Annotated in this window: 20 protein-coding genes; 13 read left to right on the forward strand and 7 right to left on the reverse strand. The window is 61.1% G+C overall.

The window, feature by feature from the left end; all coding sequences use genetic code 11:
• The first annotated feature begins 14 nt into the window (after window positions 1–14).
• The 7 genes from ACILSE_RS12890 (at window position 15) to ACILSE_RS12920 (ending at window position 7,383) form a co-directional block, all read left to right on the forward strand.
• Window positions 15–1,094, forward strand: coding sequence for a peptidylprolyl isomerase (locus ACILSE_RS12890; protein WP_395717808.1), 1,080 nt, complete (start codon window positions 15–17; stop codon window positions 1,092–1,094).
• 9 nt (window positions 1,095–1,103) lie between these two features.
• Window positions 1,104–1,931: an NAD(P)-dependent oxidoreductase gene (locus ACILSE_RS12895; protein WP_395717809.1), complete on the forward strand. Its 828-nt coding sequence runs from the start codon at window positions 1,104–1,106 to the stop codon at window positions 1,929–1,931.
• Window positions 1,932–2,014: 83 nt separating this feature from the next.
• Window positions 2,015–4,390, forward strand: coding sequence for a fused MFS/spermidine synthase (locus ACILSE_RS12900; RefSeq protein WP_395717810.1), 2,376 nt, complete (start codon window positions 2,015–2,017; stop codon window positions 4,388–4,390).
• Window positions 4,391–4,393: 3 nt separating this feature from the next.
• Complete coding sequence (locus ACILSE_RS12905) at window positions 4,394–4,837, forward strand: universal stress protein (protein WP_395717811.1); 444 nt, start codon at window positions 4,394–4,396, stop codon at window positions 4,835–4,837.
• A 19-nt stretch (window positions 4,838–4,856) separates the two neighbouring features.
• Window positions 4,857–5,795: a calcium/sodium antiporter gene (locus ACILSE_RS12910; RefSeq protein WP_395717812.1), complete on the forward strand. Its 939-nt coding sequence runs from the start codon at window positions 4,857–4,859 to the stop codon at window positions 5,793–5,795.
• A gap of 21 nt (window positions 5,796–5,816) precedes the next feature.
• Window positions 5,817–6,098 (forward strand): hypothetical protein, encoded by a 282-nt coding sequence (locus ACILSE_RS12915; RefSeq protein ID WP_395717813.1) that lies wholly within the window; start codon window positions 5,817–5,819, stop codon window positions 6,096–6,098.
• Between the two features lie 10 nt (window positions 6,099–6,108).
• Entirely contained in the window at window positions 6,109–7,383 is a 1,275-nt protein-coding gene (locus tag ACILSE_RS12920) for a putative Na+/H+ antiporter (RefSeq protein WP_395717814.1), read from the forward strand.
• A gap of 33 nt (window positions 7,384–7,416) precedes the next feature.
• Here the strand turns inward: ACILSE_RS12920 and ACILSE_RS12925 are convergent, their stop codons facing one another.
• Complete coding sequence (locus ACILSE_RS12925; RefSeq protein ID WP_395717815.1) at window positions 7,417–7,911, reverse strand: FKBP-type peptidyl-prolyl cis-trans isomerase; 495 nt, start codon at window positions 7,909–7,911, stop codon at window positions 7,417–7,419.
• Window positions 7,912–7,995: 84 nt separating this feature from the next.
• Window positions 7,996–9,228 carry a serine hydrolase domain-containing protein gene (locus tag ACILSE_RS12930; protein ID WP_395717816.1) on the reverse strand — a complete coding sequence of 411 codons (1,233 nt, stop codon included), beginning with the start codon at window positions 9,226–9,228 and terminating at the stop codon, window positions 7,996–7,998.
• A 99-nt stretch (window positions 9,229–9,327) separates the two neighbouring features.
• Here ACILSE_RS12930 and ACILSE_RS12935 point away from each other — a divergent pair, with 99 nt between their 5' ends.
• The 6 genes from ACILSE_RS12935 to sufU all read left to right on the forward strand — a co-directional run bounded on the left by ACILSE_RS12935 (window position 9,328) and on the right by sufU (window position 17,572).
• On the forward strand, window positions 9,328–10,404 hold the full coding sequence (locus tag ACILSE_RS12935; protein ID WP_395717817.1) for a sugar kinase: 1,077 nt from the start codon (window positions 9,328–9,330) through the stop codon (window positions 10,402–10,404).
• Between the two features lie 179 nt (window positions 10,405–10,583).
• Window positions 10,584–11,777 carry a carboxynorspermidine decarboxylase gene (gene nspC / locus ACILSE_RS12940; RefSeq protein WP_395717818.1) on the forward strand — a complete coding sequence of 398 codons (1,194 nt, stop codon included), beginning with the start codon at window positions 10,584–10,586 and terminating at the stop codon, window positions 11,775–11,777.
• A gap of 75 nt (window positions 11,778–11,852) precedes the next feature.
• Entirely contained in the window at window positions 11,853–15,269 is a 3,417-nt protein-coding gene (locus tag ACILSE_RS12945) for a PVC-type heme-binding CxxCH protein (protein ID WP_395717819.1), read from the forward strand.
• Window positions 15,270–15,698: 429 nt separating this feature from the next.
• Entirely contained in the window at window positions 15,699–15,890 is a 192-nt protein-coding gene (locus ACILSE_RS12950) for a hypothetical protein (protein WP_395717820.1), read from the forward strand.
• 18 nt (window positions 15,891–15,908) lie between these two features.
• The gene (locus ACILSE_RS12955; protein ID WP_395717821.1) at window positions 15,909–17,126 is read left to right on the forward strand and encodes a cysteine desulfurase; all 1,218 of its coding nucleotides are present in this window, start codon (window positions 15,909–15,911) and stop codon (window positions 17,124–17,126) included.
• Window positions 17,126–17,572 (forward strand): Fe-S cluster assembly sulfur transfer protein SufU, encoded by a 447-nt coding sequence (gene sufU / locus ACILSE_RS12960; RefSeq protein WP_395717822.1) that lies wholly within the window; start codon window positions 17,126–17,128, stop codon window positions 17,570–17,572. Before ACILSE_RS12955 ends, sufU begins: the two co-directional genes overlap by 1 nt.
• Before the next feature lie 9 nt (window positions 17,573–17,581).
• Here sufU and ACILSE_RS12965 read toward each other — a convergent pair whose 3' ends face one another.
• From ACILSE_RS12965 to ACILSE_RS12985, 5 genes are all read right to left on the reverse strand, one after another.
• The gene (locus ACILSE_RS12965; protein WP_395717823.1) at window positions 17,582–18,568 is read right to left on the reverse strand and encodes a ThuA domain-containing protein; all 987 of its coding nucleotides are present in this window, start codon (window positions 18,566–18,568) and stop codon (window positions 17,582–17,584) included.
• A 67-nt stretch (window positions 18,569–18,635) separates the two neighbouring features.
• Window positions 18,636–19,010, reverse strand: coding sequence for a hypothetical protein (locus tag ACILSE_RS12970; protein WP_395717824.1), 375 nt, complete (start codon window positions 19,008–19,010; stop codon window positions 18,636–18,638).
• Between the two features lie 40 nt (window positions 19,011–19,050).
• The gene (locus ACILSE_RS12975) at window positions 19,051–19,458 is read right to left on the reverse strand and encodes a type II toxin-antitoxin system VapC family toxin (protein WP_395717825.1); all 408 of its coding nucleotides are present in this window, start codon (window positions 19,456–19,458) and stop codon (window positions 19,051–19,053) included.
• On the reverse strand, window positions 19,455–19,700 hold the full coding sequence (locus ACILSE_RS12980; protein ID WP_395717826.1) for a type II toxin-antitoxin system Phd/YefM family antitoxin: 246 nt from the start codon (window positions 19,698–19,700) through the stop codon (window positions 19,455–19,457). Before ACILSE_RS12980 ends, ACILSE_RS12975 begins: the two co-directional genes overlap by 4 nt.
• A gap of 48 nt (window positions 19,701–19,748) precedes the next feature.
• Window positions 19,749–20,789, reverse strand: a complete 1,041-nt coding sequence (locus tag ACILSE_RS12985; protein WP_395717827.1) for an aldo/keto reductase — start codon at window positions 20,787–20,789, stop codon at window positions 19,749–19,751.
• Window positions 20,790–20,808: the final 19 nt, after the last annotated feature.

A 20,808-nucleotide genomic window follows, 5' to 3' on the forward strand; every position in this document is an offset into this window, starting at 1 on the left:
CCGCGGCCTCCGTCATGCCATTCTCGGCTCATGGTTTTCCCTGGCGCTTCGCCGTCTGTTTCATCGTCGCCAGTTATCTGCTGGCGGACTTATATGTGTGCAAAGGTCCGTTGCATGCGCGTCTGATGGCGGGCAGCGGGGACTCACCACAGGGAAAAGCCGGCGGGCATGTGGCGGAGGTCTATGGCCGGCCCGTCACGCGGCTGGAACTGGAGGAGGCCATGCGCGAGCATTTGTGGAAGCGGAACGAGGTGTGGTCTTCGCTCGGTGTCGAGGCCAGAAAGCAGACCCGCTGGCTCGTGCTCGAAAACCTCGTCAACGACCGCACCCTGCGCGCCTTCCGCATGATGAACGGCATCGACACGGTGCCGCCTCTGGGCGATGCCAGACGCGAATCGGACTTCATGCGGCGGCAGTTTGCGAATGCGGAAGAATTTCCCCGGCGTCTCAGCAGCCAGCAACTGACCGAGCAGTCGCTCGATGCTTCAATCCGTGACGCGCAGCTCGACGAGGAGTGGATTCGCGAAAAAATTGCCCATCGCATGGCCGAACTGACCGCGGCCGACGCCCGGGCCTGGTATGACGAGTTCAAGGAAACCCTGCGCATCCCGCAGGCGCATCATGTGGCGCATCTTTTCCTCACGCGGCATGACAAGGCGAAGCCTGACCGGGAGATGGAGATCCGCGAGATTCACGGCCGTCTCATGGCAGATCGGAAAAGGTTCGTCGAACTTGTCGCGGCACATTCGGAGGATGAACGCACGAAGAAAATCGGCGGTGATCTCGGCTGGTTCACCCGTGAGCGGATGCCGGCGGATTTCGTCGCCGCTGTGGAAAAGCTCAAGCCGGGCGAACTCAGCTCACCTGTGCTCACCAAGCTCGGCTGGCACATCCTCCTCGTCAAAGAGCGCCGTGAATCACGCCTCCCGGCCTTTGAAGAGTGCAGGGACGAGATTTTCGCCATGCTAACGAGCCAGCGGCGTGAGAAAGCGGTGCGGAACCTAATCGCCGAGCTGCGGGAGAGGTCCCAGCGGCCGACAAAATTTGTGTTTTACCATCCCGAGGTCATTGACCGCGCCGAACCCGCGCCCTAAATGCCGCCCATGAAACAAAACGTCGGCGTTCTCGGTCTTGGCATCATCGGCAGTCGTGTCGCGGAAAATCTCCGCAAGGCGGGGCATGAGGTGTTTGTGTGGAGTCGTAGCGCACGCCCTGTGCCGAACTTCCTCGCCTCCCCGCGTGAGGTGGCGGAGGCCGCGGGCATCATTCAAATCTTCGTGCGGGACAGCGCCGCGCTGCTGGAGGCTATCAACGACATGAAGCCCGCGCTCAAGGCCGGTCACCTCGTAATGAACCACGCCACCGTGAGCAAAAAAGCCACGCTGGAGGCCGCGAAGCTCGTGGAGGCGACCGGCGCGTCATTTCTCGATGCTCCCTTCACAGGCAGCAAGATGGCCGCGCAAAACGGCAAGCTCTGCTACTACCTCGGCGGCAGCGAATTGATGATCGAAAGAGCCAGGCCGGTGCTGGAGGCCAGTTCGGTGAAAATCCTGCCGCTCGGCGGCATCGGCGACGCGATGGTGCTCAAGATCGTCACGAACCTGGTCTCCTCCGTCATCGTCGAAGCCGTGGCCGAGGCCGCCTCCATCACGAAAGCCAACGGCATCCCGCTGGAGCGCCTGCACGAGGCGCTTGAAGGAAATGCGAACTACTCCACGCTCATCGGCATGAAGCTGCCCGCCATCATCAAGGGCGACTTCGAGCCGCACTTCAGCCTGCGGAACATGCTCAAGGACGCCGACTTCGCCCGCGAACTGGCCGCCGCGGCGAAACTGGAAACTCCCGCGCTCGAATGCACCGCCGCCGCGATGCGCAAAGGCGTGGACGCCGGCAAAGGCGACCTCGATTTCTGCGTGATCGGTCAGCGCTGAACTGCCTTGTGGCAAAAATCGCCACAAGCCGAAGTGGGACGGTTGGATTGACCATTCCCGCATGGTTCCGCTAGCACAGGCTCATGTTGTCTCTGCCAGCCCGGGTGCTCGTGGCTTTTTTGTTCTTCATCTCCGGCTTCGCGGCGCTGGTTTATCAAGTGGCCTGGCAGCGGCTCCTGGTGGTCTTTGCCGGCGGAGATGTCACGGCGGTCACGATCATTGTCACGGCCTTCATGGCCGGATTGGGATGCGGGAGCTTTTGGGGCGGTGTTCTCGCGGATCGTGGCACCCACCGGTCGAATTTGTTGTTCTTCGCTTTCGCGGAGTTGCTGATTGCGATCTTCGGCCTTGTCAGCAAACCGCTCTTTTATGATCTGCTCTACCAGCAGCTCGGTGGTATCGCTGGATCGCGGATGTTGACGGCGCTGGTCCTCGTGTTGGCCCTGCTGCCACCGACTTTGCTGATGGGCCTGTCCATGCCGCTGCTCGCTCGTGCGATGATTTACCGCCTGCCGGACGCTGCGGTGCGCACGGGACAGCTTTACGGCATGAACACCCTGGGCGCGGCGGTGGGCGCGCTGGTCACGACCTGGGCGCTGTTGCCGCTGCATGGCATTGAAGGTGCGATCCATGATGCCGCGCTGCTCAATGGCATCTGCGCCTGCGGCATTCTGCCGTTGCTGATGTCAAAGGTAGGTCATCCTGCCGAAGAAAACGGATTATCATCCTGCGAGACGGCAGGCTGGGGGTTGAGAACCTGCCTGCTCGTGTATGCGCTGTCAGGTTTCATCGCGCTGGCGTTGGAGATGGTCTGGTTCCGGCTGCTCGGAGTCATGCTGAAGTCCACCGCCTTCACCTTTGGCACGCTGCTGGCCATTTATCTCGCGGGAGTGGGAGCGGGTTCCTTGGCGGGAACGCTGCTCGTGCCACGCATACGCAAGCCGGGAAGCTGGTTTCTGGCCCTGCAGTGTGGTGTCGGCATTTGTGCGGGATTCATCACTGCCGCAGTGCTTGTCGGGTTGAATGAATGGCAGTCCCTCGCGTGGTTGCGAAGCTATCTGGACAGCTACGAGCCGGTGGACGCGAACACGGCCGTGCTGCTGCTCCAGCAGTGGTGGAAGGGCACCCACTCACCAGACACGGGCCCGGCGTGGCTTTTTCCCGTGCTGCATTTCGGCCTGCCGGTGTTGATGATCGGCCCGCCCACTTTTTTGATGGGAATGAGCTACCCCATGCTGCAAAGAGTCGCGCAGAATGATCTCGCGTTCGCAGGACGCCGTGTTGGCTGGATTCAGGCGACCAACATTGCCGGCAGCATGCTCGGCGCGTTGTTGGTGGGCACCTGCCTGCTGCCATGGCTCGGCACGTCGATGACGCTGAGGCTGCTGGTACTGCTGAGCACGATCTTCGGCGTGATGATGCTGGTCATTCCCGGCGGCATCAAAGCTTATGGTGGCAAATGGGTCTTCATCATCCTCGCCGTGGTCTCGATGGCGGTGATTCCCGGCAATCCAGCCTTGTGGGCGCGTGCGCATGGTGTCGCGCCGGAGCGGATTCATCTGGCGGAGGATGGAGCGGGCGTCTCAGTTCTAAAAAAACCGCCGCCGGATGATTCGGCCGCGGCGATCGTGGTCTTTGTCAACGGCATCGGCCAGAGCTGGATTCCTTTCGGCGGCATCCACAGCGTGCTGGGGGCGCTGCCTGCGATGATGCATCCGAAACCCGAGGACATCGCCATCATCGGCCTGGGATCGGGCGATACGCTCTTCAGCGCAGCATCACGCATCGAGACGAAAAGCATCATCTGTGTGGAGATCATCGGCGCGGAACTCGAAACGCTGCGCCTGCATGCCGAGGAGTCAGGATATGCGGGAGTGCGCGCTTTGCTGGAGGACGGGCGGATCCAGCATGTCACCGGCGACGGGCGGCGGTATCTCATGACAACCGGGAGGCGCTTTGACATCATCGAGGCTGATGCGCTGCGGCCCACCAGCGCGCATTCGGGGAATCTTTACTCCGAGGAATACTTCCGTCTGCTGCTCAGCCGCCTCAAGCCCGGCGGCTTCGCCGTCACCTGGGCTCCGACGGACCGTGTGAGTAACACCTTCGCGAGCGTTTTCCCGCATGTGCTGGTGCTGCCGCACATTCTCATCGGCAGCAGCCAGCCTGTGCCCTGGGATGCGGACACGCTCAGGCTGCGGCTCGGCCATCTGGAGTACCGGCATCATTTTGCGATGGCAGGCATAGATCTTCCGCGGCTGCTGGCGCCGTATCTTGATCCGCAGACTCCCCGGATCGTGCTCGGGCCTGACTTTGACCGCGCATCGCTCCCGGCACCAAACACCGACCTCTTTCCTCGTGATGAACTGGCGATTCCGGCTCTGTGGAGCGGAGAGGAAGGCAGTTTCCGGGCCGAAGAATCACTTTTCCCGGAAAAGGTGCCGTCCATTCATGAATGAACTATGAGCAGACCATCCTCTCCCGACCTCTGGCGGAAAGTTCTCGTGCCGACGGATTTCTCTGATTGTTCGCTGCCGGCATTGCGGGCCGCTGGTGCGATGGGGCAGCGCTCCGGCCTGGAGGTCGTCCTGCTGCACGTCACCGAGCCGGCCTATCAAGGACTGCGCGTGCAAACCGGCGACCTGCATGAGCGCATGCGCCACGAGGCGGAACACGGCTTGAAGAAGCTGGCCGCCGAACACTTCCCCAACGCTGAAAACATCCGCGTGCTCGTGAAGGATGGCCGTCCTGCCGAAGTGATCTGCCAGACTGCTGCGGACGAAAAAGTGGATGCTGTTCTCATTCCCACCCACGGCCACTCAGGCCTGAAGCATGCCCTGCTCGGCAGCGTGGCGGAGAAAGTCGCGCGGCAGGCACCTTGCAGCGTGCTGGTGGTGCGGGAGTAGTCCATTCATCCGCCTTTTCATGCAAAACTCGCTTTTACTGCTCCTTGCGGGCGTGCTGCTCGCCTGGTTCGGCGGAGAATTTTTTGTCAAGGGCGGTGTGGGCCTCGCCCGCTGGCTGCGCTGGCCGTCAGCGGTCATCGGAGTCACCGTCGCCGCGTTCGGCACTTCCTCGCCGGAGCTGTTCGTCGCCATCCATGCCGCGTTGGAAGGCTTGCCGCAGATATCGCTCGGTGACGTGCTTGGCAGCAATGTGGCCAACGTCTCGCTCGTGCTTGCCATCGTGCTCGCGCTCTCCGGCATGAGGGTTGAGGATGACGGCGTGAGGCGGGATTGGTTCATGAGCCTGCTCGTGCCTGGCTTGGTGTATGCGTTGCTTTATGACGGCTGGTTCTCGCGTCTGGACGCGGTCATCATGATTTCCGTGTTTGTTGCCTGGCTGTGCCTGGTCGTTCGGCATGCGCGAAGGCACGCGGCGGCCTTGCAGGAGTCCGGCGAGCCTGTTTCTCCTGGAAAGACGATCTTTGTCCTCGTTCTCGGGCTTGGCCTGCTCATTTGCGCCGCGCAGTTTGTCGTGCGCGGCGGCAAAGGCGTGGCGGAGGCGCTCGGATGGAGCCCGTTTGTCGTCGGTGCCGTGGTGGTGGCCGCTGCGACGAGCACCCCTGAACTCGCCACCACGCTCATCGCACGCATGCGCGGTCATCATGATGTCGGTTTGGGCAACATCCTTGGCAGCAACATCTTCAATGTCGTTTTCATCGCCGCCGTGGCGGCGTTCATCCAGCCCTACGAGGTGAAGGCGCCGGAAGTCCTGCCCAGCCTTGTTTTCGGCATCGTCACGACGCTGATGATTCTTCCGGGCAAAGGCGGCTCGCTAGGCCGCTGGCGTGGATTTGTGCTGCTGGCGCTGTATGCCGTGTATGTGGCGATGACGCTGAACGCGGGCGGTGCTGCTCATTGAATCCATCTATCTGACACACTAATGAATCCTGATTGGTCCACCATAGCCGAGTCCGAACTCGTTAAGACCTGCGTCATAACGGCTGCGATCTTCGTGCTTGGCTGCGTCTTCTGGATCAAAGCCGAGTGGATCGGCGAAAACTTCGTCGGGCATTTCACCTCACGCGGTCAGATCACGGCACCGACACCCGCCTGGATGCTGAAAGCCTTCGCCCTGCTGATGTTCTTCGGTGTTATCGCCGGAGGATTCAGGATTTATCATCTCCTCGCGCCCCATGCGGCTGAATTTCCTATCCTCCCTTAAATTAACTCATATGACTGCCTCCCCGATCGAAATCCTCGCCAGCGCGCTCTTTGCGCTGTCCGTGCTGCACACGTTTTCAGTGAAGCGTTTTGCGCATTGGGCGCACCGGTTTCCAAAGGGTTCTGTCCAGGAAAACATGCTGCATTTCATGGCGGAAACCGAGGTTGTCTTTGGCCTGTGGGCGGCGGCTCTCTTCGCGGGCATCACGGTGCTCAAAGGCAGCGTGCACGAGGCGGTGCATTACATCGAAAGCCTGAACTACACCGAGCCGAAGTTTGTCCTTGTGGTGATGGTCGTGGCGGCCACGCGGCCCGTGGTGCGGCTGGCGGAGGCACTCATCTCGATGATCGCGAGGCTCCTGCCTTTCAAAGAAAACATGGCCTTCTACCTGTCGGCGCTTTCGTTTGGATCGCTTCTTGGGTCCTTCATCACGGAGCCCGCGGCGATGACGCTGCTCGCCATCCTTTTAAAAAGGCGCTATTTCGACCGCGGAATCACACCGAGGCTTGCCTATGCCACGCTGGGTCTGCTTTTTGTGAATGTGTCCATCGGCGGCACGCTCACACATTTCGCCGCCCCGCCGGTGCTGATGGTTGCGGTGAAGTGGAACTGGGACATGACGTTCATGTTCACCACCTTTGGCTGGAAAGCCGCCGCGAGTTGCATGGCCTCAACCGCGCTCGTCGGCTGGGTGTTTCGCCGGGAAATCGCCGCTGTCGAGGTTCATCATCAGGAGCCGCAGCCCATCCCCATGTGGCTCACGGTGCTGCACGTGGTATTCCTTGGTTCCATCGTTTTCTTCGCGCATCACCCGGATGTGTTTTTTGGTGTGTTCATGCTCTTTCTCGGACTCGTCACCGCCACGCGGGAGTTTCAGGACGGTTTGAAATTGCGCGAAGGCCTGCTCGTGGGGTTTTTCCTTGCCGGCCTGGTCACTCTTGGCTCGCTTCAGTCATGGTGGCTCAAGCCTCTGATCAGCGGGCTCGATGGTGCCACTCTCTACTTTGGTGCCACAGGACTCACCGCGATCACCGATAACGCCGCTTTGACCTACTTAGGCAGCCTGGTGGAAAGTATCACACATGATTTGAAATACGCCCTTGTCGCCGGAGCCGTCACTGGCGGCGGTCTGACGGTCATCGCCAACGCCCCGAATCCGGCCGGGGCGGGTATTTTGCAGACAAGCCGGGCATTCCAAGGCGAAGGAATCAGCCCGCTGGGCCTCTTCCTAGGCGCGCTGCCTCCCACTTTGGTGGCGGTGGTGTTCTTTTGGCTCCTGCGCTAAACCGGCGCAGGCAGCATGGTTTATTACTGAGAATCAGAGAGTGCTGCCGTTGATGGCGAGCAGTTCGACCTCGAACACCAGCGTGCTGAACGGCGGGATGGCCGGGCTGGGGCTGTTTCCACCGTAGGCGAGGTTGGAAGGGATGGTGAACTTGAACTTGTCGCCCACTTTCATGAGTTGCACGCCTTCGGTCCAACCTGGAATCACCCCGTTCAACGGGAAGCTCGTCGGCTGTCCGCGCAGCACCGAACTGTCGAACACGGTCCCGTTCTGCAGCGTGCCGTGGTAGTGGACGGTCACGTTGTCGGTGGCCGTGGGTGATACGGTGCCGGTGCCGCGCTGCAGAACCTCATAGCGCAATCCCGACGCGGTGGTGTGGATGCTGCCGACGGTGGTTGGTGGCGGCGCCGCCGGCACCACGGGAGCAGGAGCGGGCGGCGGTGGGGCGGATTTCTTGGGCTCAGGCTTGCTGCTTTCGCAGCTCAGAAGAAACAGGGCGGGAAGGGCAAGGGCGATGGATTTGGTCATGATGGTTTGGTTCGGCAAAGTATGGCGAGTGTCCCGACAGGCTCCGAGTGGTCAAGCGGGCATGTAAGTTGATGACAATGTGCGTTAATCGATGCGCACGGCCGCGCAGACCATTTCAAGAATGCGGTTCAGCGATGAAGCGCCTGAGCCTTCCATGAACGCGCTGCCGGGGAAGGCCTCCCAGGTGTCACGGCTGGTGTCGGGCTTCGGCTGCGGGATGCGCGTGAGCGTCGGATCATACTGGCCGGTTTTACCGCCGAGTTTGTAGATCACGAGGTCGAGCGAAGGAATGACGTAGAGGCAGAAGCCGCCCGCGCCGCTTTTCCAGAACGCATCCTTCGGCGCTCCGGCCACATGACCGTCGGCGTTGTGTTCCCATTGCAGGCTGAAGGGCGTGTGCGGGTTGTAGGGGCTCCACGTCTGGCACTTTTTGATGTAATCCGGCGGAACGAGCTGCTTGTCCTTCCATTTGCCGTCATGGGCGAGGCAGTAGCCGAACCGCGCCGCGTCGGTGGCGTGAAGGGCGGTGCTGCCGGCGCCATTGGCATGTGGCATGACGAAATCGCCGCGATGCAGGCAGTAATCCCACGCGCCCCAGCCCTGCGGCTTCGCCAGGCGCGTGTCGATGTAATCTTTCAACTCCATGCCCGTGACATGACGCAGCACGATGCTGGCGATGTGCGGAGAGGGTGATGAATACGAGTAACCCGCGCCCGGATCGCACCACAGCGGCACCTTGAGCGAGGATTGGTCGAGATCGCGGATGTTCTGTCCTGGCACTGGCTTCAGCGGCTTCGCTTTGGGATCGCCTTTGACGTAGCCAGTGGGTGTCTGGCCCTCGCCCCAGTAACCGGCGGTCATGCAGAGTAGCTGGCCGAGCGTGATGTCCGCCTTGCGCGGATCATTCAGCGGGAAGGCCTCGGGCAGATACTTTTCAGTGAAGACTTTCGTGTCGAGACCCTCGGGAATCTTGTCTTTGAACTCTTCCAGCATGATGCCGCAGGCGATGCTGCAAAAGCCCTTGCCCGTGGAGGCCATATCGGGGTTCGCATTGCGGTTGGCCCGGCCAAAGTAGCGCTCGAAACACAGCCAGCCATTGCGCACGACCACGAGCCCGCCATGCGCCGTGCTGCGATCGGTGAGAATGAAGGCCGTCTCCAGCTTCGAGAGATCCATGCCTGCCTTGTCGCGGCACTCCTTCTCCGTTTTCGCCTCACGCCAGCCTCCTTCACTGTCAGGCGGTGGGAAATAAAGATCCGCGGCGTGGATTGTGACGGAAATGAAGACGATGGCGGTGCTGAGGAGACGGAAGTTCACGCGGCGACGATTGCATGAGTTTCTTGCGGGAGGCAAACGCCAGCACGGAGTGAATTGCCGCTGGAGATTCTCGCACGACACGCCATATCTGGCCGCCCCATGCCTGCCCAACCTGCCTACGATCTGCTTTCTCTCGGTGAAGTCCTGCTGCGCCTCGACCCAGGCGAAGGACGCGTGCGCACTTCGCGTCAGTTCACGGCCTGGGAAGGCGGCGGCGAATACAACGTGGCACGCGGTGCCCGTCGTTGCTTTGGCCTGCGCAGCGGCATCCTGTCGGCGTTTGCCGACAATGAGATCGGACGTCTCATTGAAGACCTCATCCTTCAGGGCGGCGTGGACACCTCGCTCATCAAATGGGTGCCTTACGACGGCATGGGGAAGCGTGTGCGCAATCCGATCAACTTCACCGAGCGTGGCTTCGGCGTTCGTGGCGCCAAAGGTAGCGTGGATCGTGGCAACAGCGCCGCGTCGCAGATCAAGCCGGGCGATTTCGACTTCGATCATCTCTTCGGCACCTTGGGCTGCAAATGGTTGCACACCGGCGGCATCTTCGCCGGATTGTCCGAATCGACCGCCGAGGTCACCATCCAGGCCTGCGAGGCGGCGAAGAAGCACGGCGTGACGGTGAGCTATGATTTGAACTACCGTCCCTCACTCTGGCAGGAGCGCGGCGGCTTTCCTGCGGCGCAGGCGCTGAACCGCCGTCTCGCTCCTTACGTGAATGTGATGATAGGTGTTCTGAGCGACGATCCGCCTTCTGCCTCCGCTGTTCCGAGCGATTCGAACGACATCTTCGCCTCCGAGGATGCCAAACTGCGCCCGATGATGGAGAAACTCGCCGCCGAGTATCCCAACCTGCACACTATCGCCGCCACGCTGCGCCGCGTGCACACCGCCAGCATCAACGACTGGGGCGCGCTGTGCTGGCATCGCGGAAAGTTCCATCGCAGTCGCAATTACCCGCGTTTCGACATCCTGGACCGTATCGGGGCAGGTGACAGCTTCGTTGCCGGCCTTATTCACGGCCTGCTGGTCGAGAACGATGCGCAGAAGGCCGTTGATTACGGTGCCGCGCATGGCGCGCTGGCGATGACGACACCTGGTGACACCAGCATGGCGACGTTTGTCGAAGTGCAGAAGCTCGCCGAAGGCGGTGACGCCAAAGTGCAGCGCTAAGGAATGACGAAACCAGAATGAGGAATGTCGAATGAAGCCCCAATGCCCAAGCACGGGATAGGCATGAGGATGAAGGTCGATATTGGCTCATTCGAGCTTCGACATTGATTCCTCATTCGTCATTCTGGTTTCGTCATTGATCTCCTTCTTGACTCACTTTCGCTCTCCCATCCACTCGCATGGCCTTCACCGACTTCACGCCTCCACACGTTTACGAGCAGCCTTTCCCGGCCTTCGACATCAACGCGATCCAAACGCCCGCCTACGTGGTGGACACGGCCTTGCTGCGCAAAAACATGGAGAAACTTGCCGCCGTGCAGCGTGAGTCGGGCGCGAAGGTGCTTCTCGCGCTGAAGGGCTTCTCGATGTTCAGCGTGTTTCCGATCATGCGCGAGTATTTGAGCGGCTGCTGCGCCAGCGGCCTGCATGAGGCGTTGCTCGCGAAGGAATTTGGCAAGGAGGTGCATGTCTATGCGCCGTCGTTCAAGGAGGCGGAGATGCGCGCGATCATCCCCATCGCCCATCATCTCAGCTTCAACTCGCTTGCCCAGTTCCGGAAGCACAAGCCGACGATCGATGCCGCAAAGGCCGCCGGTCATGCGCCAAGCCCGGGCATCCGTGTGAATCCGGAGCATTCCGAGGTCGAGGTGTCGCTCTACGATCCTTGTTCGCCCGGCTGCCGTCTCGGCATTCGAGCCGATTCGCTGGAAGGCGAAGATTGGACCGGCATCGAGGGCCTGCACTTTCACGCCTTGTGCGAGCAGGACGCCGATGTGCTGGAGCGCACCGTCGCCGCGGTTGAAGCGAAGTTCTCCCACCTCATCGAGCAGGTGCAATGGGTGAACATGGGCGGCGGTCATCACATCACGCGCAACGACTATGACGTGGAGCTCCTCGTGCGTGTCCTCCGCACCTTCCGCGAGAAGTGGGGCAAAGAAGTCTATATCGAACCCGGCGAGGCCGCTGGTCTGAACACCGGCTATCTCATCGCAGAGGTGCAGGACATCGTGCCGACGCCGGTTCCCACCGCGATCCTCGACATCTCCATCACCGCGCACATGCCGGACTGTTTGGAAATGCCCTATCGCCCGCACGTCTTCGGAGCAGGCAAAACGGGCGAATTCGCGCATGAGTATCGCCTCGGTGGCCCCACCTGCCTCGCGGGCGATGTGATCGAGGGTTTCTCGTTCCCCGAGCCGTTGCGTGTCGGTCAGCGGCTCGTCTTCGCCGACATGGCGCATTACACGATGGTGAAGACAACCACCTTCAACGGCGTGCCGCATCCTGACATCGCCATCTACGATGCGGAGGCAAAGCAATACCATGTCGTGCGCCGTTTTGGCTACGAGGACTTCCGCAACAAGCTCTCGTAAGCACAAAAGCACCAAGATTGGGCGCATTCGCGTCTGGCACGGCAAATCGAGGATCGTTTCTTTCGTATCCTCGCCATGCGCCGCTTCGTCCTTTCTGCCCTTTGCGTCTCTTCCGTCCTTTGCACCGCCCAACCGGTGACGAAAAAGATAGACCTCCTCGAAGTCATCAAGTCCGGCAACGTGGACTACCACGTCAATCCGAAAATGGACTTCCACGATGCGCCGAAGGACATTTGGACCTTCGCTGCGGATGGCACCTTCAACATCAGCGGCCGCGGCTACGGCTATGTCGCCACCAAGGAAAACTACCGCGACTACCATCTCGTCATCGAATTCAAATGGGGCACGAAGACTTGGGGAGCCCGTGAAAAGAAAGCCAAGGACAACGGCATCCTCCTCCACGCTTACGGCCCGCACGGTGCCTACAGCGACACCTGGATGGCCAGCATCGAGGCCCAGATCATCGAAGGCGGTGTGGGTGACATCTTGGTGCTCTCACCGAAGCTCGCCGATGGCACCGAGCTCACCACATCGCTCTCCGCCGAGTTCGTGCTCGACCGCGATAAGGAGAAGATTTGGAAACAAGGCGCACCACGCCAAACCGTCACCAAAGGCCGCATCAACTGGCGTGGCCGCGACGAAGACTGGAGCGACACCGTTGGCTTTCGTGGCAAGAACGATGTCGAAAGCCCCAGCGGCGAGTGGAACCGCCTCGAAGTCATCGCCAAAGGCGACACGCTGCAATACTTCGTCAACGGCGCGCTCATCAATGAGGCCTTCGATTGCAAACCCGCCGAAGGGAAAATCCTCCTCCAAACCGAGGGCGCGGAGATGATCGTGCGTCGCTATGAGCTGTATCCGCTCGGCGAATTCAAAGAGAAATGGTCCGCCATCCAGGCCAGCGGCGGCAGCGACATCGGCGCGGTGCGCGATGGTCAAAGTGAGGCTCTTTCGCCCGAAGAAAGCATGAAGCGCATTCAGCTCGACGGGCCGTATGAGGTGCAACTCGTCGCCGCCGAACCGCTCGTGCTCGATCCCGTCGAGGCCACTTGGGACGAAAAAGGCCGCCTATTCGTCGCCGACATGCGCGACTACCCGCTCGGCCCGCCGAATCCCGGCGATCCATGGCTCTCGCGCATTCAATTGCTCACCGACGAAAACGGCGATGGCCGCATGGACAAGGCCGTGACCTTTGCCGACCACATGGACAACGTGCAGGGCCTCCTCCCCTACGACGGCGGCCTCATCGCCACCACCCGCAGCCAGATTCTCTTCCTCAAAGACACCGACGGCGACAACAAAGCCGACCTCATCAAGCCCCTCATCCGCGGCTTCAATCCGAAGCACAGCCAGCTCCAAGTCAGCGCCCCGCGTTGGGGCCCTGATGGCTGCGTGCATTTCAACAACGGCCTCGATGCACGGGAAATCTATCCCGTAACTGCTGTAGCCGGGGGCACTGATCCCGGCACGAACGTCCCCAAGCCGGGGTCACTGCCCCCGGCTACAAACATCAGCGGCTCCAACTTCAAATGGAACCCCAAGACCGGCGAGATCACGCCCACCGGCGGCAAAGGCCAATACGGCGGCGCGTTCGACGACTACGGCCATCACTTCTACTGCTCGAACCGCAACCCGCTCATGTTCACCGTCATGCCCTACGAGGCCATGCTGCGGAATCCGCACGCTGGCATCACGCAGGTGCATGAAGACATCGCCACGCCCGGCGCGGAGACCCGTGTCTATCCGCTGCAAATCACCCACACCACCGCCGATGCCCACGCCGGCACGAACACCGCCTGCAGTGGCCTCGGCGTCTATCGCGGCCACTTGATGCCCGAACTCAAAAACAACGTCTTCGTCCCCGATCCCACCGGCCAGCTCGTCACCCGCTACAAGATCGAACCCAACGGCGCCTCGCTCAAAGCCACCCGCGTCGGCGACCGCACCGAGTTCTTCCGCAGCAGCGACGAATGGAGCCGCCCCGTAAACTTCACCACCGGCCCCGACGGCGCCATCTACATCTGCGACATCTACCGCCGCTGGATCGACCACGCCCGCTTCTTCCCCGAGGAGTTCGTCAAAACCCACGACATGCGCCAAGGCGAGAATCATGGGCGGATTTGGCGTGTGGTGCCGAAGAAGGGCCAGTTGATCACCTCCTCCGCTTTAAAGACAGCCGGGACGGCTGCACCACACTTCCCAGCCCTCAAAGAGCACGCGGGACGCATCATCTTTAACAAGCTGCTCCTCAAGCTTGATGCCGATGATCAACCCGATGGTCAGCATCTCGCTATTCGCACCGATGCTATTTGCCAATATCCCGAAGACCCTTGGATGGCCAAAGCCGCCCTTTCATCCAGCACCTACACCGCAGGCCATGTTTTGGCTCAGTTGCTAGCCGATGAGCGATTCTCGAAAACCTACTCAGCGAACCGCAACGACACGATCCGTTCGTTCGCCAGCGCATCAATCGCCGCAAAGCACGCTCCAGACATCGAGAAGCTACTCAGTGTCTTGAAGATAGAACCCGGCGAACTCCTCTGGTGGAAACCCGCCTTGCTCCAAGGCCTCGCCAAGCTCCCGAAAGATCACGAAGACGCCGCCAAAGAGATCGCCGCGCTTCAAACGAAGATCGACACCATCATCGCCGACTCGAAGGCACCGCTTGATCAACGCCTCGCCGTGCTGCCACTGCTGGCCTCGCGGAAATGGGCCGCCGTCGAGCCGGTGATGAAGAACCTGCTCACCAGCAACCAGCCCACCGAACTCACCACCGCCGCCGTGGCCTTGCTGAAGAAATTCAGCGCCACCAGCACCTCGCCGCTCATTTACGACCTGCTGCCCAAAGCCGGTCCCGCTTTGAAACGCGACCTCGTGACCATCCTCACCGCCAACGCCACCACCGCGCTCGAACTCTTCAAGCGCATGGACAAAGGCGAGTTCCCCACCGCGTGGGTCGATGTCGAAAAACGCTGGGCCTACCAACGCGGCAAAGGCGAAATGGCCGAACTCGCCAAAAAACTCTTCGGCGAGGCCAACACCGACCGCGCCAAGGTCGTCACCAGCTACCTCGACGCCGCCAAAAAGCCCGGCGATGCCAAAAAAGGCCAGCAAGTCTTCGCCACCATCTGCATCACCTGCCACAAGCACGGCCAGCTCGGCGTCGATGTCGGCCCGCCGCTCTCCGACGTGAAAGTGAAGCCCCCCGAAGCCCTCCTCAGCGATATCCTTGATCCCAACCGCATGTTCGAAGCCCGCTGGAGCGCCTACTCGGTCGAGACGAAGGACGGAAGAACCCTCAGCGGCCTCATCCAAAACGAAACCAGCGACGCCATCGTCCTCGCCATGATGGGCGGAGCCAAAGAAACCCTCTCCCGCAGCGCCATCAAAGACATGAAGAGCCTCGACCGCACGCTGATGCCGGATGGTCTCGAAGCCGCGATCTCCAAAGAGCAGATGAGTGACTTGATCGCGTTTTTGCTGGGGAAGTGAAACCTGGGCGGCCACACCTTATTCACCTTCCTGAGGACAAAATAATTTACTCAGAATGCCGGCGATGTGATAAACACAGCCAATGTTTTTGTTAAATCGCCTCTTCCTAGCGGCCTGCGCCTGTTTTCTGCTGACCAATTGCCAGTTGATCAACACGGCCCTCAGGCTTGCACCGCTGCTCATGATGGCGGAGGAGCGTGGTAGCAGCGCGGTTGAATCGCGGGCGCGAGAGGTGGAAAACAAGGGGGCGCATCAAACCCGGCAGGAACTGCTGGTGGAGCATTCCGGATATGCCCTGAGACGCTGAATTCTTGTTGTTTACAGAACCCTCCCGTCATGATAAACAGGCTCTTAATGAGATATTCTCGCGCCGCACTCCTTGTTGTTCTTTCCGCTGGCCTCACCAGTTGCCAGACCTTCCAGGGTTTGATGAACAGCTTTCCCGTGAGAATGCTGGACGGCATTGGATCGCAGGCAATGGGCTTCTTCGCCGAGTCCGGTCCCGAGGCCGGCAAGCCCGCCTCAGTTCAGGATCGTGCCCGCCAGGTGGAAAGCCGCGGCATTTATGCGGGTCGTTCTCCGGCGGGTGTCGCGCCTCGTCAAAGCATGGCGGCCCGCTAAGGGCGGGGGTCCGAGATCATGGACTGGCACCGCATCCGCTCTGATTTTCCCATTCTCGACCAGCAGGTGAATGGTCATCCGCTCGTTTATCTCGACAGCGCGGCCAGCAGCCAGAAGCCGCGTGCGGTGATCAGCGCGCTGACCCACTACTATGAACGGGACAACGCCAACGTTCATCGCGCGCTGCATGAACTGAGCGCGCGTGCCACGGATGCCTTCGAGGCGGCTCGCAAAAAGGCCGCCCGTTTCATCGGCGCCGCTTCCGAGGACGAGATCATTTTCACCCGCGGCTGCACGGAGGGCATCAACCTTGTCGCGAACACCTGGGGCGTGCAGAACCTGCGGCCCGGGGATGTCATCCTCGTCACCGGCATGGAGCATCATAGCAATCTGGTGCCCTGGCAGCTTCTCGCGCAGCGCACGGGAGCCACTTTGAAGCACATCCCGGTGCTCGATGACGGCACGCTCGATCCCGCCGCCATCGACTCGCTGCTAAACGAGCAGGTGAAGCTCTTTGCCTTCGTCCACATCTCAAACTCTCTCGGCACCATCAATCCCGCCCGCGAACTTTGCGCCAGGGCGAAGGCCCTTGGCGCGGTGACGCTGCTCGACGGTGCGCAAAGCGTCGGCCATATGCCGGTGAACGTGGTGGAGATCGGCTGCGACTTCCTCGTCTTCTCCGGACACAAGATGTGCGCCCCCACCGGCATCGGTGTGCTTTATGGCCGCATGGCATTGCTCGAAAAAATGCCCCCGTGGCACGGCGGGGGCGAGATGATCCTCTCGGTCACGCTCGAAGGCAGCACCTACAAGCCGCCGCCAGCGCGTTTTGAGGCTGGCACACCCGACATCGCCGGCGTCATCGGGCTTGGAGCCGCCATCGACTACCTGGAGACCATCGGCCTCGAAAACATCCACCGTCACGATCTGAATCTGTCCAACTACGCCGTGCAGTGCATGAGCGAGATTCCCGGCATCCGCATCCTCGGCCCGCAGTCCGGCCAGCGGGGCTCGCTGGTGGCTTTCCATCTGGATTACGCCCATCCGCATGACCTGGTCGAGTTCGCGAACAGCCACGGCATCGCCATGCGCGGAGGGCATCACTGCACGCAGCCGCTGATGAAGCGATTCAAGGTCCCCGGCACCACCCGCGCCAGCTTTTATTTCTACAACACCATCGAGGAGATCAATCGACTCGTCGAAGTGCTGCATGCCGCGCGTAAATTCTTCACCTGATGCCCCTCTCCGACGAACTCCGCGACCTCTATCAGCAGGTGATCCTCGATCACTCGAAGAATCCACGCAATCGCGGCGAGATCCCGCCGCCCTGCCTCCATGCGCATGGCGACAATCCTTCCTGCGGCGACGAGATCGATGTGTGGTTGCGTTTGGCTGACAACGGCCTCATCGAGGACCTCAAATTCACCGGCCAGGGCTGCGCCATCAGCCAGGCCAGCGCCTCCATGATGACGCAGAAGATCAAGGGCAAGTCCCGCGAACAGGCCGCCACCATGCGCGAGGACTTCCGTCGCGTCGTGATGGGCGATGGCAGCCCGCAGGATGAGGACGCGCTCGGAGAACTCATCCTGCTCGAAGGCGTGCAAAAGTTCCCCCAGCGCGTGAAGTGCGCCATGCTCGCCTGGCGCGCCCTTGAGCAAGCTTTGGAAGAGAAGAAGGACTGATTTGCCGGCTCAGGAAGCTGAAGCCGCCGCCTTGCCGCGCTCAAACACGCGCGGAGTTTCGATGCCAGCGTTCTTGGGCTTCGGCGCGTTCTTGGGGTCGAGGTTCTGTTTCAGGTCCTCCGCTGTCACGGTCGATTCGACGCCTTTTTCCGGCACCTCGACCTTGGTCACCCACAGCAGCGCGTTCAGCACGGCCTTGCGCACGTTGTCGTTGCCCCAGTTGTAGTGGAAGTGGCCGCCGGTGAAGCCGAAGCCGCGTCCGCCGTCGGCGCGTTCGATCGTCCACATCATCGTCTCCGGGCTGCCTTTTTCGGCCTGGATGTGCGGATACGGGCCTTTCGGGTAAACATATGGACCGTCACGCGTCGCATCCGTCGGCGTGGCGACGAGGATCGGCGCGAATTTGGCCGCGCCATCCTCGGCGGCCTTCACACCGTGACCGAAGGCCGGGCGGAAGCGCATGTGGAAGTACCACTCGTCCTTCGTGGTGAAGGGCTGCACGCCGCGGGTGACCGGATGCTGCGGCAGTTCGGCATAGTTCGCGTCCCAGATCGGATTGCACGAATACGCGTTCTCGTAGTGCCCGCCGAGCCATTCCTGGAACTCTTTGCCCGCCTGATCTGGCACGATCTCCACGCCGTAGTGCATGCAGCCAAAGCCAACGCCTTTCGCGATCAGCTTGCGCAGCGTTTCGAGATGCCCGTCAACCACCGCAGGATGCCTGCCGCCGCCATCCGCGTAAATGACCACCGCGTCCGCGTTCTCGAAGGTCTTTTCGTCGCTCACCCAGCCCATCTCATGCCGGTCCACGACGAGATTTGGCACGCTGGCGAGGCATTTTTCCAAAAGCATTGTTCCGGCGCGAAACTCATGCATCCCCGGCGGATGCGACGGTTTCCCAGCGATCAGGACGAGTTTCTGTTTCCCTTCGGGCGTGACGGCTTGAAGTGAGACGACGGCAGAGAAAAGCAGCAACGTGGAATGGATGAGTTTCATGAGATCGTGGGGCATCATTCCAGCATGCCTCTTCAAATCAAGAGCCGCTTGAAGGATGGCTGCGTGGTCAGTTCGACGCCGCCGTGAGGAGATGAGCGAAGTTTTGGTCGGCGATCATGCGGGCAAACTCCTCGGGGCTGAGTGTGACACCCGCCTGCTGGGCTTGTTGCTGATTTTCGGCCCACATCCGCCGCAGAGACTCGTCCAGAGAATCGCCAAGCTGCAAGGTTGTGCGCAGCGTGGTGCGCCAATCGGTGCCGCCTCCGAAAATTCGCTGAGTGATCGATGCCACCAATTGATCCTTGTCCGGCGCGAGAGTTCCGATGGCGCTCAGGACATAGTTTTCGAGCAAGATGAGCAGTGGGCGGCCAGCGTAACGACCACCTGCTGCCGTGGCTAATGATGGCTTGGGTGACCGGCGGAAGAAATCAAAAAGACCCATGGATGGGAGTGCGGTTCAATTGGGCTTCGCCATCGCGTGATCAAAGTAGCAGAACGCCTTCCGCCAAAGCGGCGGCACGCAGGGAATCATCCGCTGTCAGCAGTGGCGCAGCGAGGCGGATGGCAAGCTCCAGGTAGCAGGCGTCATACGCGCTCAGTGAATGACGGCATCCCAACTGCAGGATGCGGGAGATGTGATCAGCACATGCGGCTTCCTTGAGCAAGGGCAGACCATGCAGAATGGAGATGGCTTCATCGCGCTGTACTGGGGTGATTTTCTTTCGCCGCTCGCGCACGAGCAGCACATTGAGTGTTTCGAGATACCACAGGCTGGGAACGTGAATGTCGTCGCCGAGCAGGAGATGGTCCCGAAACTTCTGGGTCACCGCCGGATCATGGCCTGGCAGGACGAGACCCAGGGCGGAACTGGCATCAGCCACGAGATTCATGACTCGCGGCGGCCGGCATGAAGGTAGTCGGCGGCGCTCCAGTCATCTCCGGTGCTGCCATGGCTGATTTCTGCGCGCAAGGCCTCGGCCCGTTCTAGAACTGCACGCACCACGGGGCGGTCAGGAACGATCCGGGCCTTGATCTGCCCGTGATTCGTCAGGCAGACCTGCTCGCCCTGCTCCACGCGGGCGAGGTAGGAGGCCACATCGGCCATGAAGTCGGTGACGGTTGCGGTGAGCATGCTGTATCATCCAATCATCCGCGGAATTGTGCAACCCCGCATCAGGGGCTACAGCCTGCGCAGCCCGTCCTCCGTCATCGGATTCGGAATCGCGGCGTCGATTTCATCGATGCGGGCCAGCGTTTCGGCGCTGAGGACGAGATCGGCGGCGGGGAGGCTTTCTTCGAGCTGGGCGACGGTGGTGGCGCCCACGATGGTGGAGGCGACGAAGTCGTGCTGCTTGCTCCACGCGAGCGCGAGCGCGGTGACGCTGACGCCAAGGTCGGCGGCGATGACCTGGAGGCGGGCGGTGGTTTCGAGGCTGCGTTCATTCACGAAGCGTGCGGCCATGCGTTTTTGACGCGGGCCGCCGTTCTGGATGTAGTCGGTGAAGCGAGAGCCCTTTGGCAGCGCGCCGCCGTTGTATTTGCCGCACAGCACTCCACCGCCGAGCGGCGAGTAGGGCAGGAGACTGACGTTTTCCTTACGGCAGACCTGGGCGAGTTCGCTCTCGCAGCGGCGGTTGATGAGGGAGAAATTGTTCTGCACGGTCATCATGCGGGCGAGGCCGTGCTTCTCGGCCTCCCACAGGTTTTTCATGACGCCCCAGCAGGTTTCATTGCTGCTGCCCCAGGCACGAATTTTTCCCTGGTCGATGAGCTTAGTCAAAGCGGTGAGCGTTTCCTCCTGCTCCATGCCGTGGTCGGGCCAGTGCGTCTGGTAAAGGTCGATGTAATCGGTCTGCAGGCGGCGCAGGCTGTCTTCGCAGGCTTGGAAAATCTGGCGGCGGTCCAGCGCGGTGAAACCGCCGCGAATCGGCGGGCGGAACCAGCCGTGGCCGGGGCCGGTGACTTTGCTGGCGATGATGATCTCGCCACGCGTGCGGCCTTTGAGCCATTTGCCGACGATCTGCTCGGTCACGCCGAAGAGTTCGGCGCTGGGAGGCACGGGATACATCTCGGCGGTGTCAAAGAAGTCGATCCCCGCGTCCAGCGCACGGTCCATGATGGCAAAGGATGTCTTCTCATCGGCCTGGAGGCCGAAGGTCATGGTTCCCATACAGATGTCGGTGACGACGATGCCAGAGCGGCCGAGGCGTTTGCGGTTCATGCGCGGATGCTAACGAGCG

This window comes from Prosthecobacter sp. (genome assembly GCF_044236155.1).
GTDB lineage: Bacteria > Verrucomicrobiota > Verrucomicrobiia > Verrucomicrobiales > Verrucomicrobiaceae > Prosthecobacter.